The sequence below is a fragment of the Mycobacterium gordonae genome (assembly GCF_001417955.2).
Classification (GTDB): Bacteria; Actinomycetota; Actinomycetes; order Mycobacteriales; family Mycobacteriaceae; genus Mycobacterium; species Mycobacterium gordonae_B.
Genome location: NZ_LKTM01000212.1, coordinates 31,182 through 52,604, shown reverse-complemented (window position 1 = coordinate 52,604; position 21,423 = coordinate 31,182). Strand labels below are relative to the sequence as shown.

Annotated in this window: 28 protein-coding genes and 1 tRNA gene; 14 read left to right on the top strand and 15 right to left on the bottom strand. The window is 66.8% G+C overall.

Annotated elements, in window-relative coordinates; genetic code table 11:
* Nucleotides 1-22 precede the first annotated feature (22 nt).
* From AO501_RS16015 to AO501_RS16005, 3 genes are read right to left on the bottom strand one after another with little or no spacing between them, the layout of a single operon-like run.
* Nucleotides 23-433, bottom strand: coding sequence for an anti-sigma regulatory factor (locus AO501_RS16015; protein ID WP_055578639.1), 411 nt, complete (start codon nucleotides 431-433; stop codon nucleotides 23-25).
* Complete coding sequence (locus tag AO501_RS16010) at nucleotides 423-818, bottom strand: STAS domain-containing protein (protein ID WP_055578638.1); 396 nt, start codon at nucleotides 816-818, stop codon at nucleotides 423-425. Before AO501_RS16010 ends, AO501_RS16015 begins: the two co-directional genes overlap by 11 nt.
* Nucleotides 819-833: 15 nt before the next feature.
* Nucleotides 834-1,712, bottom strand: coding sequence for an STAS domain-containing protein (locus AO501_RS16005; protein ID WP_055578637.1), 879 nt, complete (start codon nucleotides 1,710-1,712; stop codon nucleotides 834-836).
* 164 nt (nucleotides 1,713-1,876) lie between these two features.
* Between AO501_RS16005 and AO501_RS16000 the strand changes: the two genes are divergently transcribed.
* The 4 genes from AO501_RS16000 (at nucleotide 1,877) to AO501_RS15985 (ending at nucleotide 4,896) form a co-directional block, all read left to right on the top strand.
* Nucleotides 1,877-2,245, top strand: a complete 369-nt coding sequence (locus AO501_RS16000) for an STAS domain-containing protein (protein ID WP_055578654.1) — start codon at nucleotides 1,877-1,879, stop codon at nucleotides 2,243-2,245.
* Nucleotides 2,246-2,530: 285 nt separating this feature from the next.
* The gene (locus AO501_RS15995) at nucleotides 2,531-2,929 is read left to right on the top strand and encodes a heme-binding protein (RefSeq protein WP_055578636.1); all 399 of its coding nucleotides are present in this window, start codon (nucleotides 2,531-2,533) and stop codon (nucleotides 2,927-2,929) included.
* A 173-nt stretch (nucleotides 2,930-3,102) separates the two neighbouring features.
* Nucleotides 3,103-4,161 carry a DNA topoisomerase IB gene (locus tag AO501_RS15990; RefSeq protein WP_055578635.1) on the top strand — a complete coding sequence of 353 codons (1,059 nt, stop codon included), beginning with the start codon at nucleotides 3,103-3,105 and terminating at the stop codon, nucleotides 4,159-4,161.
* Between the two features lie 87 nt (nucleotides 4,162-4,248).
* Entirely contained in the window at nucleotides 4,249-4,896 is a 648-nt protein-coding gene (locus tag AO501_RS15985) for a PAS and ANTAR domain-containing protein (protein WP_197419863.1), read from the top strand.
* 6 nt (nucleotides 4,897-4,902) lie between these two features.
* On the opposite strand, the gene AO501_RS15980 is transcribed toward AO501_RS15985, so the two are convergent.
* From AO501_RS15980 to AO501_RS37275, 4 genes are all read right to left on the bottom strand, one after another.
* Nucleotides 4,903-5,901 (bottom strand): helix-turn-helix transcriptional regulator, encoded by a 999-nt coding sequence (locus tag AO501_RS15980; protein ID WP_082658664.1) that lies wholly within the window; start codon nucleotides 5,899-5,901, stop codon nucleotides 4,903-4,905.
* Between the two features lie 12 nt (nucleotides 5,902-5,913).
* Complete coding sequence (locus AO501_RS15975) at nucleotides 5,914-7,050, bottom strand: glycosyltransferase (protein ID WP_055578633.1); 1,137 nt, start codon at nucleotides 7,048-7,050, stop codon at nucleotides 5,914-5,916.
* Nucleotides 7,051-7,206: 156 nt separating this feature from the next.
* The gene (locus AO501_RS15970; protein ID WP_055578632.1) at nucleotides 7,207-7,965 is read right to left on the bottom strand and encodes an STAS domain-containing protein; all 759 of its coding nucleotides are present in this window, start codon (nucleotides 7,963-7,965) and stop codon (nucleotides 7,207-7,209) included.
* Nucleotides 7,949-8,104 (bottom strand): hypothetical protein, encoded by a 156-nt coding sequence (locus AO501_RS37275; RefSeq protein ID WP_156452598.1) that lies wholly within the window; start codon nucleotides 8,102-8,104, stop codon nucleotides 7,949-7,951. Before AO501_RS37275 ends, AO501_RS15970 begins: the two co-directional genes overlap by 17 nt.
* A gap of 197 nt (nucleotides 8,105-8,301) precedes the next feature.
* Between AO501_RS37275 and AO501_RS15965 the strand changes: the two genes are divergently transcribed.
* The gene (locus AO501_RS15965) at nucleotides 8,302-8,559 is read left to right on the top strand and encodes a DUF7218 family protein (protein ID WP_055578653.1); all 258 of its coding nucleotides are present in this window, start codon (nucleotides 8,302-8,304) and stop codon (nucleotides 8,557-8,559) included.
* On the opposite strand, the gene AO501_RS38115 is transcribed toward AO501_RS15965, so the two are convergent.
* The gene (locus AO501_RS38115; RefSeq protein WP_197419862.1) at nucleotides 8,556-8,726 is read right to left on the bottom strand and encodes a hypothetical protein; all 171 of its coding nucleotides are present in this window, start codon (nucleotides 8,724-8,726) and stop codon (nucleotides 8,556-8,558) included. The genes AO501_RS15965 and AO501_RS38115 overlap by 4 nt on opposite strands.
* A 30-nt stretch (nucleotides 8,727-8,756) precedes the next feature.
* A complete protein-coding gene (locus tag AO501_RS15960) occupies nucleotides 8,757-9,326 on the bottom strand; it encodes a nucleotidyltransferase family protein (protein ID WP_055578631.1) in 570 nt (189 codons plus the stop codon).
* 102 nt (nucleotides 9,327-9,428) lie between these two features.
* Between AO501_RS15960 and AO501_RS15955 the strand changes: the two genes are divergently transcribed.
* Genes AO501_RS15955 through AO501_RS15935 form a run of 5 tightly spaced genes read left to right on the top strand, consistent with a single transcriptional unit; the run spans nucleotide 9,429 to nucleotide 13,228 of the window.
* Nucleotides 9,429-10,145, top strand: a complete 717-nt coding sequence (locus AO501_RS15955; RefSeq protein WP_055578630.1) for a glycosyltransferase — start codon at nucleotides 9,429-9,431, stop codon at nucleotides 10,143-10,145.
* Entirely contained in the window at nucleotides 10,142-11,089 is a 948-nt protein-coding gene (locus AO501_RS15950; RefSeq protein ID WP_055578629.1) for an acyl-CoA dehydrogenase family protein, read from the top strand. Before AO501_RS15955 ends, AO501_RS15950 begins: the two co-directional genes overlap by 4 nt.
* Entirely contained in the window at nucleotides 11,086-11,838 is a 753-nt protein-coding gene (locus tag AO501_RS15945) for a PIG-L deacetylase family protein (protein WP_055578628.1), read from the top strand. Before AO501_RS15950 ends, AO501_RS15945 begins: the two co-directional genes overlap by 4 nt.
* On the top strand, nucleotides 11,835-12,476 hold the full coding sequence (locus AO501_RS15940; RefSeq protein WP_055578627.1) for an SAM-dependent methyltransferase: 642 nt from the start codon (nucleotides 11,835-11,837) through the stop codon (nucleotides 12,474-12,476). Before AO501_RS15945 ends, AO501_RS15940 begins: the two co-directional genes overlap by 4 nt.
* On the top strand, nucleotides 12,467-13,228 hold the full coding sequence (locus tag AO501_RS15935; protein ID WP_055578626.1) for an endonuclease/exonuclease/phosphatase family protein: 762 nt from the start codon (nucleotides 12,467-12,469) through the stop codon (nucleotides 13,226-13,228). The genes AO501_RS15940 and AO501_RS15935 overlap by 10 nt, the downstream gene beginning before the upstream one ends.
* A gap of 1 nt (nucleotide 13,229) precedes the next feature.
* Here AO501_RS15935 and AO501_RS38110 read toward each other — a convergent pair whose 3' ends face one another.
* Both AO501_RS38110 and AO501_RS15930 read right to left on the bottom strand, forming a co-directional pair.
* Nucleotides 13,230-13,397, bottom strand: coding sequence for a hypothetical protein (locus AO501_RS38110; RefSeq protein WP_197419861.1), 168 nt, complete (start codon nucleotides 13,395-13,397; stop codon nucleotides 13,230-13,232).
* 47 nt (nucleotides 13,398-13,444) lie between these two features.
* Nucleotides 13,445-13,984, bottom strand: coding sequence for an isochorismatase family cysteine hydrolase (locus tag AO501_RS15930; protein ID WP_055578652.1), 540 nt, complete (start codon nucleotides 13,982-13,984; stop codon nucleotides 13,445-13,447).
* Between the two features lie 141 nt (nucleotides 13,985-14,125).
* Between AO501_RS15930 and AO501_RS15925 the strand changes: the two genes are divergently transcribed.
* The 4 genes from AO501_RS15925 (at nucleotide 14,126) to AO501_RS37270 (ending at nucleotide 16,459) form a co-directional block, all read left to right on the top strand.
* Nucleotides 14,126-14,443, top strand: a complete 318-nt coding sequence (locus AO501_RS15925) for a hypothetical protein (RefSeq protein ID WP_063892876.1) — start codon at nucleotides 14,126-14,128, stop codon at nucleotides 14,441-14,443.
* Nucleotides 14,444-14,566: 123 nt separating this feature from the next.
* On the top strand, nucleotides 14,567-14,866 hold the full coding sequence (locus AO501_RS15920) for a DUF4193 domain-containing protein (protein ID WP_055578625.1): 300 nt from the start codon (nucleotides 14,567-14,569) through the stop codon (nucleotides 14,864-14,866).
* Nucleotides 14,867-14,900: 34 nt separating this feature from the next.
* A complete protein-coding gene (locus tag AO501_RS15915; protein WP_231752515.1) occupies nucleotides 14,901-16,229 on the top strand; it encodes a cytochrome P450 in 1,329 nt (442 codons plus the stop codon).
* A 74-nt stretch (nucleotides 16,230-16,303) separates the two neighbouring features.
* A complete protein-coding gene (locus tag AO501_RS37270) occupies nucleotides 16,304-16,459 on the top strand; it encodes a hypothetical protein (RefSeq protein WP_120794271.1) in 156 nt (51 codons plus the stop codon).
* 107 nt (nucleotides 16,460-16,566) lie between these two features.
* Here the strand turns inward: AO501_RS37270 and AO501_RS15910 are convergent.
* The 4 genes from AO501_RS15910 to ponA2 form a co-directional block, all read right to left on the bottom strand.
* A tRNA-Pro gene (locus AO501_RS15910) sits at nucleotides 16,567-16,640 on the bottom strand.
* Between the two features lie 61 nt (nucleotides 16,641-16,701).
* Complete coding sequence (locus AO501_RS15905) at nucleotides 16,702-17,805, bottom strand: PLP-dependent cysteine synthase family protein (protein ID WP_055578624.1); 1,104 nt, start codon at nucleotides 17,803-17,805, stop codon at nucleotides 16,702-16,704.
* Entirely contained in the window at nucleotides 17,802-18,773 is a 972-nt protein-coding gene (locus AO501_RS15900; protein WP_055578623.1) for a metallophosphoesterase, read from the bottom strand. Before AO501_RS15900 ends, AO501_RS15905 begins: the two co-directional genes overlap by 4 nt.
* A gap of 80 nt (nucleotides 18,774-18,853) precedes the next feature.
* Complete coding sequence (gene ponA2 / locus AO501_RS15895; protein ID WP_055578622.1) at nucleotides 18,854-21,283, bottom strand: transglycosylase/D,D-transpeptidase PonA2; 2,430 nt, start codon at nucleotides 21,281-21,283, stop codon at nucleotides 18,854-18,856.
* Nucleotides 21,284-21,423: the final 140 nt, after the last annotated feature.

Here is a 21,423-nt window from a genome sequence, read left to right as displayed (position 1 = left end):
CCGACCCGCCGACCGGGAGCGGTCAGGCACGGGCCGGAACCCATTTCCACATCTCGATGACCGTTCCGCGCCCCAGCGAGGACTCGACCACCAGGCGGTCCATCAGCCGCCGCGCTCCCGGCAGTCCCATGCCCAGGCCGCGCCCGGTGGTGTATCCGTCTTCCATCGCGCGGTCGATGTCGGCGATGCCGGGGCCTTCGTCTTCGGCCCGTACCACCAGCGCCTTGCGTCCCTCCCGATCGGCGACGGCGACGCGAACCTCGCCGTGGCCGGCATAGCTGGTGATGTTGCGGGCGATCTCGGAGATCGCGGTGGCGATCATCGTGACGTCGGTCAGGGAGAACCCCAGATCGAGGGCGAGCTGATGACCGGCTTTGCGGGCGGCGACGATGTCGTCGGAGGTGTTGATCGCGACCACGGTCTCACCCGCCACCGTCGCGCCCGATCATCGATTTGCCCAGCCCCAGCCCCAGCTGCTTGTTGAGCAGCGATATGCCCTCTTCTAGGTCCAGCGCGGTGCTCATGTCGTCGAAGGCCAGGCCGAGTTGCACCATGGCGAACGCCACTTCCGGCTGTAGACCCACGATCACCGTCGTCGCCCCGCGCAAGCGGGTCATGTGCGCGATCGTGCGCAGCGACCGGGCCGCGAACGAGTCCATCACGTCGATGGCCGTCACGTCGACGACGATCCCCTGAGCGCGGAACCGGCTCACCCGCTCCATCAGGTCTTCGCGCAGCCGCTCGGTGTCGGAGTCGGTCAGAGCGGCCTGGACGGTCGCGATCAGGATCGCGCCCTGCTTCAGGATCGGTACGGGCATGGGCTGATCGCCGACTTACTCGCCGGTGCGGGTGACTTCGTACCCGAGCAGACGCTCGGCTTCTTCGATGCCGCCCTGCAGGTCGCCTACCGCATTCATCTTCGACAGGTCCAGTCCGATGGTCACCAGGGTCAGCGCGATCTCGGAGGACAGGCCGGTGATGATGACACTCGCGCCCATAAGTCCCGACGCGTCGACCGTCTGCACCAGGTGGTTGGCCACCGTTGAGTCGATGGTGGGCACACCGGTGATATCGATGACGACCACCTTGGCGCGGTTGGCGCGGATTGCGCGCAGCAGCTGCTCGGTGACCTGCCGGGCACGCTGGCTGTCGAGCACGCCGATGATCGGCAGGATCAGCAGCTGTTCGCGGACCTGCAATACCGGCGTGGACAGCTCGCGGATGGCCTCCTGCTGCTGGCGGATGATGCGTTCGCGTTCCTGCACGAAGCTGACGCCCACCGTGTTGGCGATGCGGTTGGCGGCCGGCTCGTAGGCGTCCAGCACCCGGTTGAGCATGTCGAATTCGGCCTGGTACTTCTCGAACAGCGAGCGCGCCAGGACGTCGCGCAGCAGCAGCACGATGCCCAGCACCTCATCGGTCTCCACGCCCCGCGGGATGATGCGTTCGGAGAGGTCGCGCGCGTAGTCCTGCAGCGCCTCGACGCTGCCGGTCTCGAGCACCTCCACGTAGTTGTCGTAGACGGCGGTCGCCTCGGAGAAGATCTCCTCCGGGGTCATCGCGGTCAGCAGTTCCGCCTCGGTGATTCGGCGAGCCCATTCTTCGCGCAGCGCGGTCCGATTTCGCCGGAGGTGCTGAACGAGCTGCGGTAGCAAACCTTCGGAGGAGACGCTGTTACCGGTGCTGCTGGAATCTGACGGCAAATCTGACATGTGCCCCTCCAACCCCTCCGAGCCCTCCAGTGGCCGCTATGGGGAGAGTAGCTTGAGCGACATCGAGAGACTTCTTGAGGTCTTCCACTACTTGCGGTAAGCACGGCAGGTTAGGCTTGCAGCACACTTGCTCACTCGTGAGGCCCGGACTGAAGGATCGCCAGTTGTCAGCTCCTGATTCGATCACCGCCACGGTCGCAGACCATGACGGCATCGTCGTACTCAGCATCGGTGGCGAAATTGACCTGGTCACGGCACCGGCCTTGGAGGAGGCTATCGGCGGCGTGGTGGTGGACGGTCCCTCGGCGCTGATCATCGATCTGTCCGCGGTGGAATTCCTCGGTTCGGTGGGGTTGAAGATCCTGGCGGCGACCTACGAGAAGCTCGGCGATGCGGCGGAGTTCGGTGTGGTGGCGCGCGGACCGGCGACCAGAAGGCCGATTCACCTGACCGGCCTGGACAAGACATTCCCCTTGTATCCGACGCTGGACGACGCCCTCACCGGTGCGCGGGAAGGCAAGCTCAACCGCTGATAGGGCTCGCGCGGGTAACGGTTCCGTCACAAACCAGGTCACGATCTGATAAGAAACCGCCGCGTTCTCTAAGAGTCTCCGCGCTGCTGCCGCATTTCTCCGGTTGTTTGCCCGCCTGAATTCGTCCCTCGAGTTTCTTGCGTCACATTATTTTCGGCATTCGCCTGCCGCATTCGTTTGGTGGCCGGAAACAGCGTCGGCTGAACCGTTTTCGATTTCGCTACCTTGGATTTCAGGGGATCGGGACCCCAACGATCGGTTCACTCATTCGGAGGAACAAACATCATGAAATTCAGCAGTATCGTCGCTCGCCGCCGCGTAGCCGGTATCAGCGCCGGTTGTCTGCTCGGGGGAATCGCCATGGGTATCGCCGGCGCGCCGTCGGCCGCGGCGGCACCTGACTGCAGCCCTCAAGGCGTCAACTCCACCGTCATGTCGGCGCGGGGTGCGGCAGAGCAGTACCTCGCCGGCCACCCGGGTGCCAACCAGGTGGTCACCGCGGCGTACGGGCAGCCGCGCGGAGAAGCGGCCGCCAACCTCCGCGGCTACTTCACCTCGCACCCCAACGAGTACTACGACCTGCGGGGCATTCTGGCGCCGATCGGCGACACCGAACGTCAGTGCAACGTGTCGGCCCTGCCGCCGAACCTGGAATCGGCTTACCAGGAATTCATGGCCGGCTGATTGTCCGGTCGAGACGCAACGACCCGCCACAACGGAGTGGCGGGTCGTTGCGCATCTAACTGGTGCAATGATTCCGTTGCTGCTACGAACTCGCGTCCGGCAGGTGTGAGCCCCGGCCGCGCGGGTTATCCACCGTTCAGCCGACGTGACGTCGGGGACAGCGGAGGACGCCGATGCGGCTGCGCCGCAGTGATTTAGCCAAGCCCGGGCTGACGCGCAAACGCCGTGGCAAGGGGTTCGCCTATTACGGCCCCGACGGGGAGCGGTTGACCGATGCCGACGCGTTGCAGCGCATCAAGGACCTGGTCATTCCGCCGGCGTGGAAGAAGGTGTGGATCGCGCCCTACGCCAACGGACACATCCAGGCCGTCGGCACGGACGCGGCGGGCCGGCGCCAGTACCTCTACCACCAGCGGTGGCAGCAAGAACGGGCGGAAGAGAAGTTCGATCGGGTGCTGGAGCTGTCCAAGGAGTTGCCGGCCTGGCGCGAGCGCATCGCCCGCGACCTGGCCGGGCGCGGACTGACCCGCGACCGGGTGCTTGCCCTGGGCCTGCACCTGCTCGACCTGGGCTACTTCCGCGCCGGCGGCGAGCAGTACGCCGAGGAGAACGAATCCTACGGTCTGGCCACCCTGCTCTGTGAGCATGTCACGCTGCGTCGCGACTCGGTGGCCTTCGACTACCCCGCCAAGAGCGGGGTGCAGCGCCAGTATGAGATCGAGAACGCCGAGTTGGTGCGTGCGGTGCGCGCGCTGTTACGCAGGACCGATTGCAGCAACGGGCGATTTTTGATGTGGCGCGACGGCTCCGAATGGGTCGACGTGCACAGCGACGACCTCAATGCCCGGTTCAAAGAGCTCGTTGGTTCCGGCTACAGCGTCAAAGACCTCCGGACCTGGCATGGCACCGTGCTGGCCGCCACAGCCTTCGCGGACGCGGACCCGGCGGTATCCCAGCGGGTCGCCAAGCGGGTCGAGGCCGCAGTCATGCGGGAGGTCTCCGAGGAACTGGGCAACACACCCGCGGTGGCTCGCAGTTCCTACGTGGACCCTCGGGTGGTCAGCGGCTACCGGGAGGGCATCACCATCACCTCTGCCGTGCGGCGCGCCGCGCGAGCTGATCGCCCGGACGTCGCACAAGGCGTGCTGGAAAAGGCCACCCGGGAGATGATCCGGCGAATAGCCAAGGGCAACAACAAAACTCGTCCACCAGCCTTGGCCAAGACGGCCTAGTGCAACAACATTCGCATGCTGGATTTTGTCCGGAAAGCGAATCGGGCAGGCACCGAAGTTCAGACGTGGCGCGCGGTTCGGAATATTATGACCCTGGTGTGCGCAGATACGCGGCGAAAGAGGGGTCGCCGGTGGCCACTGGTGGGGAGATTTCGCTACCTGGCCCGAGAAGACCGTTGGGAATGGTCGGAAGAGGTGGCACGAATGCACGGCTATGAGCCGGGCAGCGTGCAGCCGACGACGCAGTTGTTGCTCAAACACAAGCATCCCGACGACAAACCGACAGTTCCAGAGCTGATCGAGCAGGTGCGCCGGCACGGCGCCGCGTTCAGCAGCAGGCATCGCATCGTCGATACCCGGGGTGAAACTCATCTGGTGGTGGTGGTGGGCGACCGGTTCGGCGGGCCGGACGGCCGACTGCTGGGCATCGGCGGCTTCTACATCGACGTCACCGATCAGTTCGACGCTGACCTGCAGAAGCACCTCAGTGAGGCGCTGTTGGCGGTCGATTCGCGACGCGCGGTGATCAACCAGGCGATGGGGATTCTGATGCTGCGGTACGGGGTCAACGCCGAGTCGGCGTTCGACCTGCTGGTGAAGCTGTCGCAGGAGTCGAACGTCAAGCTGCGCGACATCGCCGAGCGGGTCGTTGACGAGATCACGTCTCAGGACGTCGTCAACGACAACGCGGCCGACCGGGTCGACCGGCTACTGCGTACCCGCGAAGGTTTGTAGCGAACGTTACTGCTGAAGCGTGGCGTGCGGGCTCTGGCCGTAGGTCTTGCGATACAGCGCGGCGAACCGGCCGGTGTGGGCGAAGCTCCACCGGTGGGCCACTTCGCTGACGGTGGTGGTGGACCGGTCGCTGTTGATCAGCTCCTGATGGGCGCGGTGCAGGCGCACGCGGCGCAGATACTCGGTGGGCGTGGTGTCCAGATGCTGCCGGAACAGGTACTGAACCGCGCGGGAGGTCATGCGCAGTGCGTCGGCGACGTCGTTGACCCCGATGCCGTCGCCGGCGTGGCGGTGAATGAACGAGATCGCGCCCTTCAACGTCGGTGGCACCGCAGGGTTCCGCAGCAGGTCCTGGCCGTCGTTCATGTTGGAGGGGAAGCACTCCAGCAACGCGGCGCCGAGCAGGTTGCCTGCCGCGTTGACGACCAGTGGCTGCTGAGCGGTTTCGGCGTAGGACAGGCTGGCGATGACATAGTCCAGCGCCTGGGTCCACGTGCGGGCGACCGACATCGAGCGGGGGCGGCAGCTGGCGAAGCGGATGTTCTGGGGTAGCGGCCCCGTCTTCTCCGCCGCGACCTGGGTCAAGTGCCGCAGATCCATCCGCACGACGTGAAAGCGGGCCGTGTTCGCCTGAATGGCGCATGGTAGACCGTCGGCGGCGATCACCGGGGTATCCATCCTGGTGCCGGGGTCGCCGGCCAGCGTCAGCGAGCCCGCGCGCGGGTGGATGACCACCACAGCGTCGGTGGCGCGAATTTCGCAGCCCACGCGGCCCTCGACCAGCACCTCGTCGATGGTGACGGGTTCGGACTCGAAGCGCTGATGGGTGACCGACGAGCCACCGGGCAGGCTGGTGGTCCGCCAGCCCGGTTGGTAGGCCTCGGCGAAAAAGCGTTTCGCCGCCTCGGAGTCCGAGGTGTGGAACTTCGCGTACCGGACCGCCTCCGGCGGGCGACCCTCCTGCGATCGGTCGGCGGTGTCCGGTAGGTAAGGCGCGGTTGTCATATGTTCGGTTTCCTAGGCTATGGCGCTGGTTTTCACGTGACTTGCCTGTTGATAGATGCTCAGCGCGTCTTGGGCGATTCGGTCCCAGGTGAATCGCGACATTGCCCGGGAGCGGCCGGCTGAGCCCATGCTCTGGCGCTGAAAGCGCTGTTGTTGCATGGCTTTCAACGCGCCGGCCAGTTCGTGCGGCTTTGTCGGAGACACCAGCAGGCCGGTGACATTTCCGATCACGGTATCCATCAGGGCCCCCACCGCCGTCCCGACGACGACCCGGCCGCTGGCCATGGCCTGCAGTGCTGACGTGGCCCGTGGCGCCACCCGCGGCGTGCACGCGACCACATCGGCGGACCAGAGCAGCGGCGGAACATCCTCGGGTGCAACGCAACCCGCGAACTGAACCCGGTTACTCACGCCGAGGCCGGTGGCCATCCGCTTGAGTTTGGCCCGTTCGCGCTTGTTGCGGGCGTCGTTGGTGGACGTCTCCACGATCACCAGTTCGCTGTCCGGTACATGCGGCAGAACCCGGATGGTCTTGTCGAATCCATTGCAGGGCTGCAGATTCGGCGCGGCCTGCACGATCCTGAAGCTATCGTTTGCCACCCAGGTGGGATCGGTGCAGGCGTAGCGTTCGACGTCGATCCCGGTGGATAGCAGAGAGGTGCGGGCCCGATTGCGACGCAGCCGCGTCAGCGTAGCCAGTTCCTCGCTGCTGCCGCCGGTCACCCAGGCAGCGCCGCGGATCAGCAACGGTTCGAGGCGGGCACGTTCGGAATCGGCGGCCTGTCCGTTGTGCGGGCCGGAAACCGTGGCGGCCAGGCCGTAAAAACTTTGCACGGTAGTCAGGTGGTTACGGCGGGCGGCCAACTGCGCGGCCAGTCCCCCCAGCCACCCGAAGCCGTGCACGATGTCGGGCGGGTCGCCGGACCACTCACGGGACAACTCGGCCGCCCAATCGCCGACGAACGGCAACACCTTGGCCGGCGCTACCGGCGCGGCCGGGCCGACACCGGCACGGGGGTGGGCCGTTACGGTGTGACCATGGGCGGTCAGCGCCGCGCACAGCCTTCCGAAGTCGTCTTCTAGCTCATTTCCGACGAGATCCTGATTACCAGCGCAGACGTCGTCGCCCCAAACAATGGCGATCCTCACGTGTTGTTGGGTTGCCGTGCCCGGTACCGGGCAAACGGCTTGGAGCAAGCGATTCGCTAACTGGACAGGGCCTGCGGGGGCCGGACATGCTCAAATCGGGCGGGAATCGGGCACGAATCAGCCCGCGACCTCCATCAACATTGCAATCGGACGTTCTCAGAGCCGATTTTCGGATCCCACCAGCGCCCACACGGTTTTTCCGGATGACGTCGGCGTGCATCCCCAGGCGCGGCACAAAACCGAAACGATGGCCAGCCCGGAAACGAGGTCGGCGCCACAGCCCGTATCTTCGTGCCTGATTGCCGGTCGCTGACTGGAATCTTCCACGGCGACAGCCACGGTGTCTTGGCAACTTTCCACGATCAGGACCGGCGCGCTGCCGGTGTGCTCGAGCACGTTTTCTATGAAGACCGTCGCGACGGTGCCGGCCACCGTTATCAGCGGGTCGCATGACCAAGCGGTAAGCCACTCGTCAATCATGGCGCGCGCCAAGCGCTTAGCGGCCCGATCACGGGGAAGTTGGGCGCTGCCACGGTGGCGACTGTGCCAGCAGAAGTCGCCCGCGGCCAAGAAGGCGGCGTCGCAGGTCGGATGCACCGGCACGTACCGGGCCACGCCGCAGCCGGCGATCGCGCTCCTTTTGCGAATATCATTGGATACCAATAGAATCGGCACACCCGGCCAGATGTTCACGTGCCAGCGGGCGCTGGTGAATACCGACCAGGCCGAGGGGGAGGGCACTGCCAGTCCGTCGACGTCGACGATGACCGCTTGGGGTTCGTCCAGTGCCGCCTTGATCACGCTGTCGCGCAGACTCCTGTAGGTGGAGCTGTCCAGCACGCCATCGGCGCGTAGGACGGCTGAGTCGCCACGGCTTTCCATGGCAACCATCACGCAACTACGTACGCTGGTCATCGACGGCTCCGGTGGCGACCCGGCACGCCACGGCGATCCGGAAGCGTGACATACAGGCATGCCGGGTCAGTTCGCCTCCCCGCGCGGCCGCACCGATCGCGACCAGCCGGGCGGACCCACGCTTGTTGGTCTCGTGCATCGCATTGGTTATACCCGCCCGAGGGTAGGAGAAACTGACCGAAAAGACGGTGCGGCTAGAAGCGGGTCCGCCGCCTGAACCCGGCACAGCCGATCTGCCCACCGCTACGGCGAAATGCACACGGCTGCAGCACCACTGGTTTGCTGGGGCTCCAACCGGGCATTCTGCCTGCGCAAACATCGTAGGAGGTGGCAGTCGTGCCCAATTCGTCGATCAAGAATGAAAAGCTGTACGAAGACCTGCGCAAGAAGGGCGACTCGAAAGAGAAGGCCGCGCGGATCTCCAATGCCGCGGCTGGACAAGGGAAGTCGAAGGTGGCGCGCAAAGGCGGCAAGTCCGGGTCGTACGCGGACTGGACAGTGCCGGAGTTGAAGAAGCGCGCCAAAGAACTGGGTATGTCCGGGTATTCGAGCCTGACGAAAGACAAACTGGTCGAAAAGCTGCGCAATCACTAGTCCGGCGGCTCGTCCCCCGAACCCAGCGTCGGGGCCTCCTCGCGTTCGGTCGCATTGCCGGGCACGTCCTGCTCACGGCGTTCGTCGGTCACGTTCTGTTGAAGTTCGTCGACCACATCTTCGAGGTCCTGGTCACGGCGGAGTCCACGACTCGGTTGCGGGTCCATAGTGCCGCTAGATACCCGCATTCACCGGTTTTACTCGGTGAGTCCCAAGCGTTGAACCAGCACCAGGAACGCCGCCGCGAAGTCGTTGTCGGCCGTCTCGGCGGCGATGTGGTCCCAGTCCAGCTGTTCCCTGATCGCCCGCGCGGGCGGAATCAGCTTCGCGAAATCGCAGTGATGCTCGGTGAGGGCGCGCAATTTCTGGATGAACACCGTGGTAGGCGGTAGAACCGGGATCGAGATGGCCAGGACGACGCGCTGCTCGGCACAGTCCAGGGCGTCCGGCGTCACGATCTCACCGTTGACCCGGTGCAGCACATCGACCATCGTCTCGCCTGAGTGGGCCTTGAACAGCCAGTCCTCCGGCGGACGTTCGATTCGGAATCCGGCCTTGCCTAGCGTGGTGGCGGCCGCCGGCACGTCCGCCTCGGCCACCACGATGTCGACGTCGTGAGTGGGTTCGGGGGCGCCGTACGCCCACAGTGCATAGCTGCCCGCCAGCGCGAACGGCGGGCCGTGCTCCTTGAGCGCAGATACCGCGCAGCGCAATGCTTCGCGCAGTTCGGTGCAGCGGAGGCCGGAAGGCACGGGCAACGGATTCATGGTCGCTTGGGCATACCCGGCCTGCGCCGACCGCAACCTGATGCCGGGTTGTGCTGTCGCTCAACCGTTTAGTTGGTAAGCAAACGGGAAATTAGATTCATTATGTCAGCCGCAGCGTCGCGCACCTACGACCAGGTTGCTGTTGTGATACCAGCGCACAACGAACAGGAGAATCTCCCAGACTGCCTGTCCGCGCTAGTCACCGCGGCCCTGTGCGTCTCCGCCCCGGTCACCGTCGTCGTCGTGCTCGACGCCAACGAAGACCGGAGCGCCACGCTCGCCGGTAATTACGGAACCGACGTGCACTTCGTGCGGGTCGAGTCCCGCAACGTGGGTGCGGCGCGGGCCGCGGGATTCGACTACGCCGCCGACCTGTGCGGGTCGGAGGGGAACTGCTGGTACGCCACCACGGATGCAGACAGCACGGTGAGCCCCGATTGGCTGGTGCGGCAGCTTGACCGTGGCGCGGACATGTTTCTGGGCCTGGTCCGGGTGACCGACTGGCAACAGCATCGCAGCGAAGTAGTGGACCAGTACGAGGACGCCTACGAGTCGCGGGTCGGTGAGGACCACGACCATATCCACGGCGCCAACATGGGCTTCAGCGCTCGGGCGTACTGGCGCGTCGGTGGCTTCCGGGCCCTGCCCTCCGGTGAGGATGTTGACTTGGTAGCGCGGTTCGAGCATGCTGGCTACCGAATTTGCCGGGACACCGCACGATCGGTTATTACTTCGGCACGAATCCAGGCTCGGGCGCCACGCGGATTTGCTGATCATTTGAGCACGCTTTCTGAAAGCGCGACGGGGGATGTCGCATGACCGCCGGATTGATTCAACATTGGCTGGAATCTGGACGATTGGAACTGCCCTTGCCGGCGGCGGGATACACCGCAGAACGCCTGCAGCAGCTGACACGTCTGGCGCAGGACGACATCGCGGCGGCCCGTATCGCCGAGGCCCATGTCGATGCCGTCGCCATCCTGCACGAATTGGGCGGTAAGCCACCCGAGCCGAGCCAGCTGTGGGGGGTGTGGGCGGCCGAGGCATCTGACGCCAAGCTGATCGCCACCAGCGTCTCGGGAGACGAGTTCCTGCTCAACGGCACCAAGGTGTGGTGCTCGGGCGCAGGATTCTGCACCAACGCGCTGGTCTCCGCGCAACTGGAGGACGGCGAGCGGGGGCTGTTCGCCGTCACCCTCACCGACGCCGGGGTGAAGCCACTGCCCAGCACGTGGTGGAACCCGGGAATGGCGGGCAGCGACACCCGCTCGGTGCAGTTCAACAACGTCCACGCCATCCTGGTCGGTGAGCCCGGCGACTACCTGAACCGTGCCGGCTTCTGGCACGGGGCGATCGGGGTGGCCGCCTGCTGGCTCGGCGGTGCCCGCCGGGTGGCCGACCCGCTGTATCGCTGCTCTCGCAGCGAATCGGCCGACGCCTACGCTCTGGCGCACCTCGGGGCCGTCGACGCCGCGCTGGCCGCCGGCGACGCGATGCTGGCCGCGGCGGCGGCGCAGATCGACGCGGACCCGTTCGACCGGGCAGGTACGGCTCAGTTGCTGGCGAGACGCGTCCGGGCGGTGGTGGAACACGCGGTCGATGAAGCGATCACCCGCACCGGGCGGGCACTCGGGCCCGGCCCGCTGTGCCAGGACGGTCGGCATGCGCAGCGGGTGGCCGACCTGACCATCTACATACGGCAGAGTCACGCCGAGCGCGACCTCGCCGAACTCGGCCGCTTGGCCGGCCGGCCCAGCCGTTGAGGGCCGCGCCGCCGACCAACGGGCCGCGGTTCGCGGCCACACCGCTGGCCGGCGGCGGCACCCCGGCACAGGTCTGGCTGGATGCAAGCCGGCCGCCCGAATCGGACCTGACCGGGTGCGTCTCCCTGATCGTCGTTGCCGCGCACCCCGATGACGAAACCCTGGGTCTGGGGGCCACGATCGCCCAACTCGCCGCCGCGGGCGTCGCCGTCCGGGTGGTCTCGGTCACCGACGGCGGGGCCGCGCGGCCGGACGTGACGGTGTCGGAGCGGGTTCGCATCGAGGAGGCGCGCCGTGCCGAGCTGCGCAGTGCCGCAAGCGTTCTGGGTGTGGGCACCCCATTGTCGCTCGGCTTACCGGATGGGCGGCTGGCCGAACACGAGGATCATCTCGCCGGCCTGCTCGCCGAGCTTCTGGACGGGTCTGCTCCCGGCACCTGGTGCGCGGCCACGTGGCGTGGTGATGGTCACCCCGATCACGAGGCAGTAGGCCGGGCGGCGGCAACCGCGTGCGCACACACCGGTGTCGTTTTGCTGGAGTATCCGGTGTGGATGTGGCACTGGGCGGTTCCCGAGGACCCCGACGTGCCCTGGGTCCGCGCAGGTTCGGTACCACTCGAGCCGTGGGCTGTAGAGCGGAAAAGCCAAGCAGCGCAATGCTTTCAGAGTCAATTCGAGGGTCCGGATCCGGTACTGCCGCCGTTCGTCTTGCAGCGTTCGCTGCGTGTCGGTGAGCTGGTCTTCCGATGACCGCCCGCCTGCCGGACAGCTACTTCGAGCGGATGTACGCCGGCGCCGATGACCCGTGGCAGCTGTCGACGCGCTGGTACGAAGAGCGTAAGTATGCGATCACACTCGCGCTGCTCCCCGGACGGCGATACCGGCATGCCTTCGAGCCCGGCTGCTCGGTCGGGACGCTGACCGATCGGCTGTCGCAGCGCTGCGACCGGATCACCGCCGTCGACGTGGCCGACGCCGCCATCCGGGCGGCTGATGCGCGGCTGCGGGAGAGCGGGCGCCGCGACGGCGTCACGCTGTCTCGCGGATCCCTGGACGAACCTTGGCCGGACGGGCCGTTCGACCTGCTCGTGCTCAGCGAAATCGCCTACTACCTGTCGGCGGACGCGCTGGCCGAAGTCCTGCGACGGGAATGTCCCCGGTTGCTGCCCGGCGCCACTGTCATCGCCGCCCACTGGCGCCACCCGGTGCCCGACTACCCGCTCACCGGGGACGCCGCCCACGCCGTCATCGCCGATACACCCGGACTGGCGCCGCTGGCACGCTACCGCGACGACGACGTCGTGATCGAGGTGTTCGACACCGGTGACGGACGCTCAGTGGCGGCGCGGGAGCAGGTGCCCGGCGTACCGGAGCGGCCATGCGGATAGCGACCTTCAACATCCTGCACGGTCGCACGGTCGGCGACGGGGTCGATCCGCAGCGGCTGCGGGACTGCGTGCGGCGACTCGATCCCGACGTACTGGCCTTACAAGAGGTCGACCTCGACCAGCCGCGGTCCGCCCGGGCCGATCTGACCGCCGTCGCCGCCGAGGCGATGGGTGCAGTCGAGCACCGGTTCGTGGCCGCCATCTCGGGAACCCCGGGCGCAACCTGGATGGCCGCCACCGGCCGGGAACAACCCGGGACCGCGGCCTACGGCATCGCGTTGCTGTCGCGGTTCCCGGCCACCAGTTGGCAGGTGGTGCGGTTGCCCCGCATCCCGATGCGCTTCCCGATGTACCTGCCCGGGCCCAACAAGGTGATGATCGTCGACGAGGAGCCGCGGGCGGCGGTGATAGCGCGGCTGCAGACGCCGCTGGGGCTGATGACCGTGGCCAACACCCACCTGTCCTTCGTTCCGGCGTGGAACGTGCGTCAGCTGCGCCGGCTGGTGCGCGACCTGCGCGGCCTGCCGGGGCCGCGGCTACTGGTCGGTGACCTCAACCTGACGCCCGAGCCCGTGCACCGCTGGACCGGCATGCGCCCGCTGGCGTCCGCGGCCACCTTTCCCGCCGATGCGCCGGCCCGTCAGCTCGACCACATCGTGACCGACGACAAGGAACTGCGCGCCGGTCCGACCGTCGCCGACGTGATGCCGATCTCGGATCACCGGCCGTTGGTGGCCGACCTGCACCGGTGAGTCAGTCCTGCTGGCTGCGAGCCTCCGCGCCCGTCATCCCGGCGTCGAAGTCGTCGTCGGCCGCCGTACGTCCCACGTAATCGCCGTCTGCCTCGCGTCCTGCTCGTGAGTTGGCGACGTGCTCGTCGCCCTCCACGTCTTCCTCGGCCTTTTCTTTGCCACCGGTCATCGCGACCTCCTTCGGGTCTTCGGGTGTGTGCGTGGTCCTGTTTTGTGCTACGGCAGGCAATGCGCGGCCTCGACGAGCTCCGCGCTCATGTTGCGCTCCATCATCTTCAGCGCGGCCGACCCGAGGTCCTCCTCGATGTGGGCGACCGCGTCGGGCGGTACCACCACCTCGTAGTGGCGCAGGTAGCCGTCGAGTGCGCTGTAGAGGATGCACTGCTCTGTCACCTGTCCGGCCAGTACCAGACGCTGCGTCTTCAAGCGATCGAGCAGATAGTCCAGAGCCGTGGAGTAGAAGACGCTGTGGCGGACCTTGGTGAGGAGGTAGGTGTCGTCCGGCGGCACCAGCGGCTTGACCAACTCGGGCCGCTTGCCGTTCAGGGCGCTGGAAATGATGGCTTGACGGTCAGCGGTGAAGTTGCCGTGGTTGTCGTTGACGTAGATCAGGTCGACGCCGTCGTGTCCGCGGGCGTCGTCGACCAGTGCGACCAGCGGATCGATGATGCCGGCGACGTTGTCGGCCAGTTGCTCTGCGTCGGGATGGTCGTAGTCGTTGAACATGTCGATGATCAGCACGGCGGTATCACTCACAGTCGACTTGTACCCGCTCTCCGGGAACTCAACAGCGCGATGCGCCACCATGGGGGCCGCGGTCAGAATTCGCGAGTGCAGAAACTGTATCCCTAGGATATAGTAGCCGTAACAAGGGTTCCGTCGTCACTGGGAGTGAGCATGGTTTACATCGGGTCAGACGCGCTCGTACAAGGGCCGGCCACGACCAGCGAGTCCGGTGAACGGACCGTGAGCGTGCCCGGCCTGGTCGCCGCCGGAACGTGGGCCGTCGGCCTGGTCATCGGGCTGGCGGCAATGGCCGTCGGGCATGAGTTGCTGGCTGGGGTGTCCCTGGTGGTGGCCATCATGTCGCCCTGGCTGGGCCTGGCCTGGGTGGCGCGCAACCAGCGCGCCGACATGCGCCGGCAGCGTGCGCTTGCGCACCAGGCCGTGCTGTACCCGGCCAGCTGGCCCGCGCTGCAACTCACCGCGCGCTGACGCATAGCACATCTGGAAATTCTTCTTGTCGAAGGGGTGTGGGCCGCTTCGGAATGGGGTACTGCCTGTGCCAACGGGCGACCATGTGGTGGACGGCCCGGCCCTCCGCAGGAAGGAACTGCCATGACGACCGTCAGCGACTACGACGCACGCCGCGTGACCGACACCGATGCCGCGGACCGGTCCACGCTCCGTGAGCTGGGACCCATGCCGAAGTTGTCCACGACGGTGGTCGACGACGACCCGAACGAGTCGCTGTTCTTCGAGCTGCCGGGTGCGGACCTGTCCAGCGAAGAACTGTCGGTGGTGGTGATTCCGCAGCGCTCTGACGAGTTCACCTGCTCGAGCTGCTTCCTGGTGCAGCATCGCAACCGGTTGCGGGACACCACCGGCGGACGGCAGATCTGCGCCGACTGCGTGTGAGGCTTCGCTCTCGTCGCGGCGAGGAGGACAATCGCTGCGCGTGAGCCCGCCGCCCGGACTGCCCGCTCCGCGCGGGTTCCGCAGCGCTTTCGCCGCGATCTACGCGCTGGCCTACCTGGTGGGCGGCGAGCGCCGGATGATGCGACTGATCCGCCGGTACGGGCCGATCATGACGATGCCGATTCTCAGCCTGGGCGACGTGGCGATCGTTTCGGACCCGGCGCTGGCCAAGGAGGTCTTCACCGCGCCGACCGACGTTCTGCTCGGCGGTGAAGGAGTGGGACCCGCAGCGGCGATTTACGGGTCCGGATCGATGTTCGTGCAGGAGGAGCCAGAGCATCTGCGTCGGCGAAAGCTGCTGACGCCCCCGTTGCACGGCGCCGCGCTGAACACCTACGTCCCGGTGATCGAGGCGTCGACGCGAGCGGCGATGCGCGGGTGGCCCGTTGACCGCCCGTTCGAACTGCTGCAGGCCGCGCGGGCGCTGATGCTGGACGTGATCGTCCGGGTCATCTTCGGCGTCGAGGACCCCGACGAAGTGCAGCGGCTGGGCCGGCCGTTCGAACGACTGCTGAACCTGGGCGTGTCTGAGCAGCTGACCGTCCGCTACGCGCTGCGCGGCCTCGGCGTGCTGCGGGTATGGCCGGCCCGGGCGCGGGCCAATCGCGAGATCGACAACGTCGTCATGCCGCTGATCGCCGCCCGCCGCGACGACCCCGGGCTGGCCGACCGGCGCGACCTTCTGGCAGTGCTGATGTGTGCCCGCGGCGAGGACGGGAGAGCGCTGTCGGACAGCGAGATTCGCGATGATCTGATAACTCTGATGCTGGCCGGGCACGAAACCACAGCGACCACGCTGGCCTGGGTCTTTGATCTGTTACTGCACCATCCCGACGCGCTGCGGCGAGTGCGGGAAGAGGCGGTGGGTGGCGGTGAGGAGTTCACCACGGCGGTGATCGACGAGACGCTGCGGATACGCCCGCCCGCTCCATTGACCTCCCGGGTGGCGGCGCAGCCCATCCGGCTGGGCGGCTACCTGGTAGCGGCCGGGACCCGGATCGTGGTGCACATCGTCGCGATCAACCGCAACCCGGCGGTCTACGAGCGTCCCCGGGAATTCCGGCCGGAGCGATTTCTGGGTGTCCGGCCGCAGACCTATGCCTGGCTTCCATTCGGTGGCGGCGTCAAGCGCTGCCTCGGCGCCGCCTTCTCGATGCGCGAGCTGATCACGGTGCTGCACGTCCTGCTCCGCGAGGGCGAGTTCAGTGTGGTCGATTCCCGGCCGGAGCGAGTGGTGCGCCGGTCCATCATGCTGGCACCGCGCCGCGGAACGAGAGTGTGCTTCCGGCCGTGTGTCGAGTGATTGGACACACATATAGGGGGGTACTCCGTCCTTGGATCTGCCAATTAGACAGCGTTCAACAGAAGGGGCGCGACGTGATCATCCTGGGAATTATTTTGCTGCTGATCGGCTATTTCGCCGGTATCCCAATTCTCTACACAATCGGCGGCATTCTCGTGCTCGTCGGTGTGATTCTGTGGATTCTGGGTGCGGTTGGGCGCCCGGTTGGAGGCCGAAGAGTCTGGTTCTAGCGCACTCATCTGTGCGCTGAGCTAGTTGCGTCGGACCGGAACCGTGGAAACGCGGTTTCGGTCCGACGCATTTTGGTCGGTACAGGAATAACAGGTACAGAAATGAGTCGGGGTGGCGGGATTCGAACCCACGGCCTCTTCGTCCCGAACGAAGCGCGCTACCAAGCTGCGCCACACCCCGCTTGAAGCCTCGACAGCCTATCGCACCGGAGCAGCCACCTCCCAAACGGCAGGTCGGCGGCTCAGTCCCAACGGCAGGAGCGCTCGAACTCGACCAGCGCCCGGGCGGCATGGCCGGGATCCAGTCCCTGGGCAGCGACCCACTCGTCGTCGAAATACGTGTCGGCATAGCGGTCACCGCTATCGGCCAACAGCGTGACTACCGAACCCTGGCGGCCCGCGGCCACCATCTCGGCCAGCAGACCGAACGCGCCCCAGAGATTGGTGCCCGTCGACGGGCCCACCCGGCGGCCCAGCACGGCACTGACATGGCGAGCGGCGGCGATCGATGCCGCGTCGGGCACCGAGACCATCCGGTCGACCAGCGACGGCAGGAACGACGGCTCCACCCGCGGCCGGCCGATGCCCTCGATCCGCGACGACGCGCCGGTCTCCACGTCGAGACGGTCCTCGACGTAGGCCGGAAAGAACGCCGAGTTCTCCGGGTCGACCACACACAACCGGGTCGCGTGCCGTCGATACCGGATGTAGCGGCCGATCGTGGCACTGGTGCCCCCGGTGCCGGCGCCCACCACGATCCAGGCGGGTATCGGGTGGGACTCGAGGGCCATCTGCAGGTAGATCGATTCGGCGATGTTGTTGTTGCCGCGCCAGTCGGTGGCGCGCTCGGCGTTGGTGAACTGGTCCAGATAGTGACCACCGGTCCCGGCGGCGACGCGGGCCGCCTCGGCATAGACTTCGCTCGACTTCTGCACGAAATGGCAACGGCCACCTTGTGATTCGATCAATGCAATCTTGGCGGCGCTGGTCGCCGCCGGCATCACCGCCACGAACGGCAGTCCCAGCATCGCCGCGAAGTAGGCCTCTGACACCGCGGTGGAACCCGAGGACGCCTCGACCACCGTGGTGCCCTCACCGATCCAGCCGTTGCACAGCGCGTAGAGAAACAGGGATCGGGCGAGCCGGTGCTTGAGGCTTCCGGTGATGTGGGTCGTCTCATCCTTGAGATAGAGCTCCACGCCGGCCTCGTCACCCCACCGGGCCGGCAGCGGGTAGCGCAGCAGATGTGTGTCGGCGCTGCGACGGGCATCCGCCTCGATCAACCGGATCGCATTGTCGGTCCAGTCCCGGGAGAGACTGCGGACCGCGATGCGCGTCGGCGTCAACGCACGGACACGGTCGGCTGCGAGCGCCCCAGGTTGCTGGTCGAATCCCGGCCGCCCATCGGGGTGGCGATCAGCGTCAACAGGGTCGCCTCGGGCCGGCAGCAGAACCGCACCGGCGCGAACGGCGACGTCCCGATGCCCGCGGAGACGTGCAGCCGGGTGTGGGAGCCCCACTGCGAGGGACCCTTGGCCCGGGAGCGGTCCAGGCCGCAGTTGGTGACCAGTGCGCCGTAGAACGGCAGACACAGCTGACCGCCATGGGTGTGGCCGGCCATGATCAGCTGGTAGCCATCGGCGGCGAACCGGTCCAGCACCCGGGGCTCGGGGGAGTGCACCAGCCCCAGCCGCAGGTTGGCGGCCGGGCTGGCCGGCCCCGCGATCGTCTCGTAGCGGTCCCGGTCGATGTGTGGGTCGTCGACCCCGGCGGCGGCGATGTGCAGGCCCGCCACCTCGAACTCGCGCCGGGTGTGCGTGAGGTCCAGCCAGCCGCGCTCGGTGAACGCCGCGCGCAGATCCTGCCAGGGCAGCGGCTCGCCCTTGATCCGGTGATCCGGGTTGGTCAGGTAGTTCATCGGGTTCTTCAGCCGCGGCCCGAAGTAGTCGTTGCTGCCGAAGACGAAGACACCGGGCCGGGACAACAGGTCACCCAGGGCCTGTACCACCGCGGGCACGGCTTTGGGGTGGGCCAGGTTGTCACCGGTGTTGACCACCAGGTCGGGCTCCCAGCTGGCCAGCTCGCGCAGCCAGGCCTGCTTGCGCCGCTGGTTGGGCGTCATGTGCAGGTCACTGATGTGCAGCACCCGCAGCGGGGTGGAGCCCGGGCTCAGCACCGGCATCGTGATCTCGCGGAGCACGAACGCGTTGCGCTCGACGAAGGCGGCGTAGCCGATCCCGGCGACCGCCGAGCCGAGCGCTGCGGCGCCGGTCCTTAACACGACGGGAAGTGCCCCGCGATGTACGTCAGCCATGCCAGGCAGTTTACTGCCGGGAACCGACCCGACGCGCGGCTCTTCGCGTGATCAGCGCCTACGGAGTGCCTATGGGGCGCCTACGGAGGCGGCGGTGCCGGCGGCGGAGGCGCCAACAACGGAATGGTGATCGGCGGCAGGCCCGGAATCTCGACCACCTGCGATCCGACGACCTCCGGCGGCAGCCCGCCTTCCGGCGGCGGCGGTGGTGGTGGCGGGATGCCGTTGCTGACCTGGATCGTCACGATCGAGCCGGGAATCGTCTGGCCGGTGGGCGAGGTTCCGACCACCTCGCCGTACTTGGCGCTGCTGTTGACCGAGTTCGGCTGATCGGCGACCTGGAAGCCGGCGTCCTTCAGGCGCTGCCGCGCCTGGTCGACGTCCAGACCGGCCACGCTGGGCACCCGTCCGGCCGGTGAACCGTCCATGTAGCGCGGGTCGGTGGGCGGCAGATGCACCTCGCCGAAGTTGTTGGCGATCGGCTGTAGCGCCGTGAACCAGGTGCGCGCGGGCTCGTTGCCGCCGTACAGGTCACCGCTGCCGCAGTGCCGCAGCGGGGCCGAACACAGGTCGGTCGGCGAGGGCGAGTCGTCGTAGATGTAGTTGGCCGCCGCATAGCGGTTGGTGAAGCCGACGAAACCCGACGACCGGTGCGCCTCGGTGGTGCCGGTCTTGCCGGACATCGGCAGGGTCCAGCCCGCCGCGCCGGCGGACCCGGCCGCCGTGCCGCTGCCGACAGCGTCCTTGCTCATCGCGTTGGCGAGCGTGTTGGCCAGCCCTTCCGGCACTACCTGCTCGCAGGTCTCGGTGGTGACCGAGACCTCGTTGCCGTTGCGGTCGATCAGCTTGTCGATCGGGTTCGGCGGGCACCACATGCCGCCGGAGGACAGCGTGGCCACGACATTCGACAGCTCCAGCGCGTTGACCTCGATGGGGCCCAGGGTGAAGGAGCCGATGTTCTGCCGCTTGACGAAGTCGGCCAGGCTCTCGTTGCTGTCGGGGTTGTAGTCGCGGGCCGTGCCGGGGTTGGCATAGGAGCGCAGGCCGAGCTTGATGGCCATGTCGACCGTCCGCGATACACCCACCTGCGAGATCAGCTTGGCGAACGCGGTGTTGGGCGAGGTGGCCAGCGCGTCCGTCACGCTCATGCTGCCGCGATAGTTGCCGGCGTTGATAACGCACCAGGTGTCCTTCGGGCAGCCCTTGGCGCCACCGCTACCCAGGCCCTTGCCCTGGAAGCGGGGCGGGACGTCGAGCTGGGCGTTGATGCCCATGCCCATGTCGAGCGCGGCCGCCGTCGTGAAGATCTTGAAGATCGACCCGGCACCGTCACCGACCAGGGAGAACGGTTGTGGTCGCATCGTCTCGCCGGCCTCGGTGTCCAGGCCGTACTTCCGGTTGCTGGCCATCGCCACCACTTTGTGCGATGTCTTGCCCGGCAGGATCACGCTCATCACGCTCGAGATGCCGCTCAGCGTCGGGGGAGCGAACTTGTCGATGGCCGACTTGACCGGGATCTGAACATCGGGATCCAGCGTGGTGCGGATCAGGTAGCCGCCGCGGGCGACCTGTTCCTTGCTGATGCCCGCACGCGACAAATACTCCTGCACGTAGTCGCAGAAGAAGGCGCGATCGCCGGCGGCGATGCAGCCGCGCGGCAGTTCGTTGGGCTGGGGCAGGATCCCGAGCGGCTGGGTCTTGGCCGCGCGCAGCGCATCGGCCTCCTGGGGGATGTTCTCGATCATCGTGTCGAGCACCAGGTTGCGCCGGGCCAGCGCGCCTTCGGGGTTGGTGTAGGGGTTCAGGGCGCTGGTCGACTGCACCATGCCGGCCAGCAGAGCCGCCTGCTGCCAGTTCAGGTCGATCGCGTTCACCCCGAAGTAGGTCTGCGCGGCGTCCTGGATGCCGAACGAGTTGTTCCCGAAGGACACCAGGTTCAGGTAGCGGGTCAGGATCTCCGGCTTGGTGAAGGTCTTGTCCAGCGTGAGCGCCATCCGGATCTCGCGCAGCTTGCGTGCCGGGGTGGTCTCGACGGCCGCGCGCTTCTCCGCGTCGGTCTGCGCCGTGACCAGCAGCTGATAGTTCTTGATGTACTGCTGCTCGATGGTGGAGCCACCGCGGGTCTCCACATCACCGGAGGCGTAGCCCGCCAGGCCGGTCAAGGTGCCTTTCCAGTCCACGCCGTTGTGATCGGCGAACCGCTTGTCCTCGATCGACACGATCGCGAGCTTCATGGTGTTGGCGATCTTGTCCGAGGACACCTCGAAGCGGCGCTGAGAGTACAGCCACGCGATGGTGTTGCCTTTGGCGTCGACCATGGTCGACACCGCCGGCACCTGTCCCTCGAGGTGTTGGGCCGAACCGTTGGCGACGACCTCGGAGGCGCGGTTGGACATCAGCCCGACGCCACCGGCGAGCGGGAACATCAGCGCGGTGGCCACCACGCTGGCAAGCAGACAGAAACCTGCGAGCTTCAGCAGCGTGAGTGCTACCGGGGGTCGCTCGGACATGCGTACTACAGTAGCGACCCCTCGTCACGCCCCCGCGCCGTCCGGCTGGAAAAAAATTTCTTTAGCAGCTGTTGAGCAGGTCCGCTACCCCTGGGAACTGTGAATCTGCTGCGACTGCACTGGTCAGAGGCCCAAAGCGG